At 48.4% G+C, this 1,280-nt stretch carries 3 protein-coding genes and 1 pseudogene; all 4 read right to left on the reverse strand.

What is annotated here, in order from left to right; all coding sequences use genetic code 11:
* A pseudogene (locus tag R7Q47_RS25040) lies at positions 1 to 127 on the reverse strand (EscT/YscT/HrcT family type III secretion system export apparatus protein); the annotation flags it as partial.
* Positions 124 to 390: a SctS family type III secretion system export apparatus subunit VscS gene (gene vscS, locus R7Q47_RS25045; protein WP_005464497.1), complete on the reverse strand. Its 267-nt coding sequence runs from the start codon at positions 388 to 390 to the stop codon at positions 124 to 126. The pseudogene R7Q47_RS25040 and the gene vscS, both read right to left, overlap by 4 nt.
* Before the next feature lie 13 nt (positions 391 to 403).
* Positions 404 to 1,054, reverse strand: a complete 651-nt coding sequence (gene vscR, locus R7Q47_RS25050; protein ID WP_005377232.1) for a SctR family type III secretion system export apparatus subunit VscR — start codon at positions 1,052 to 1,054, stop codon at positions 404 to 406.
* Positions 1,051 to 1,280: type III secretion system cytoplasmic ring protein SctQ (gene sctQ / locus R7Q47_RS25055; RefSeq protein ID WP_318090014.1), on the reverse strand; the 230-nt coding region annotated here is incomplete at its 5' end. The genes sctQ and vscR, both read right to left, overlap by 4 nt.

Below are 1,280 nucleotides of genomic sequence, written 5' to 3' on the forward strand. Positions count from 1 at the left end.
CGTTACGGATCATTGCGCCGCCAAGCATCTGTTTACTCAAAATAGGCAGAAAGATAAAGCATGCCATGAGCCTAGGCAGCGTTAAGCTATAAAGAAACAAAGCTTGGTGTAAATCGTCGTAACTCATCGTATTTGTGGAATTTTATCCAGAGCGAGTGAGGCAAAAGCATGCAGCTCTGCACCTAGCCACTGCGTTGTGATGAACAAGGTGATGATCACGGCAATGAGCTTCACGACAAACCCTAACGTTTGCTCTTGTACCTGAGTCAGTGCTTGGATCAGCGACACTAAGGTGCCGACTAATGCTGCGACCAAAATTGGTGGTAGCGACAAGAACAGAACCAAAGTGAGTGCTTGCGTTGTGAAATGGATGATTTCTGCAGGATTCATTCTCTCTCCTTCATCAACCGTAACTCAGCACTAAGCCGTGCGTGAGTTTTGTCCAGCCATCAAGCAAAACGAAAAGCAGTAACTTGAAGGGCAGAGAAATGGTCATCGGTGACACCATCATCATCCCCATTGCGAGCAGAATATTGGAAACAATCAAATCGATAGCGATAAACGGCAAGTAGAGTAGGAAGCCGATTTCAAAAGCCCGCGTTAACTCGCTGACCGTAAATGCAGGCAGCAACAGCAATAAGCTGTCGGATTCCAAACGGTCCACGTATTTTTGTGGCCACAGCGTGCGTGCTGCGTCGGTAAAAAATATCGCTTCGGTTTCACGGATGTGCTTTTTCAAAAACTCGCGATACGGCTGTAAACCACTTTCAATCAGGCCCTCAACGCTGGCAGAGTCTTCCAAAGAAATGTCGTGCTGTTTTACGTAGTCGTACGTTTCAAAGCCAACCGGTGCCATGATGAAAATCGACAAAATGATCGCCAAGCCATACAGCGCCATATTCGGCGGAATCTGTTGTACGCCAAGCGCATTTCGCAGCAGCGAAAACACGACCGCGAGTTTTACAAATGAGGTCGCCATCATGGCGATAAACGGGATCAATGCCAGCAGTGCTAGGCTGACAATGAGGTTTAGCTCATCAGGTAACTGAATCATGCCGGCTCCTGAGTGCCGCCGAATAACTCAAGCACACGTACACCTAAATGATCGTTGACGTTTACCAGTTCACATTCACCAATGATTTTACCATTCGCGCGCAGTGTCACGGGCTTAGACACCGGTTGGTTGAGCTCGAAAACGTACCCCGGTTGCAGTTGGTTGAGTTGCTCCAGCGTGACGGTTTGGTGGCCGATGTCGAACGTGAGTTCCACAGGCAGTTGCT

This window comes from Vibrio sp. Vb0349, from assembly GCF_033338975.1.

Excerpts from the sequence above, each read along its gene's own strand:
- vscS (WP_005464497.1), bottom strand. The coding sequence starts at position 390 with ATGAATCCTGCAGAAATCATCCATTTCACAACGCAAGCACTCACTTTG.
- vscR (WP_005377232.1), bottom strand. The coding sequence starts at position 1,054 with ATGATTCAGTTACCTGATGAGCTAAACCTCATTGTCAGCCTAGCACTG.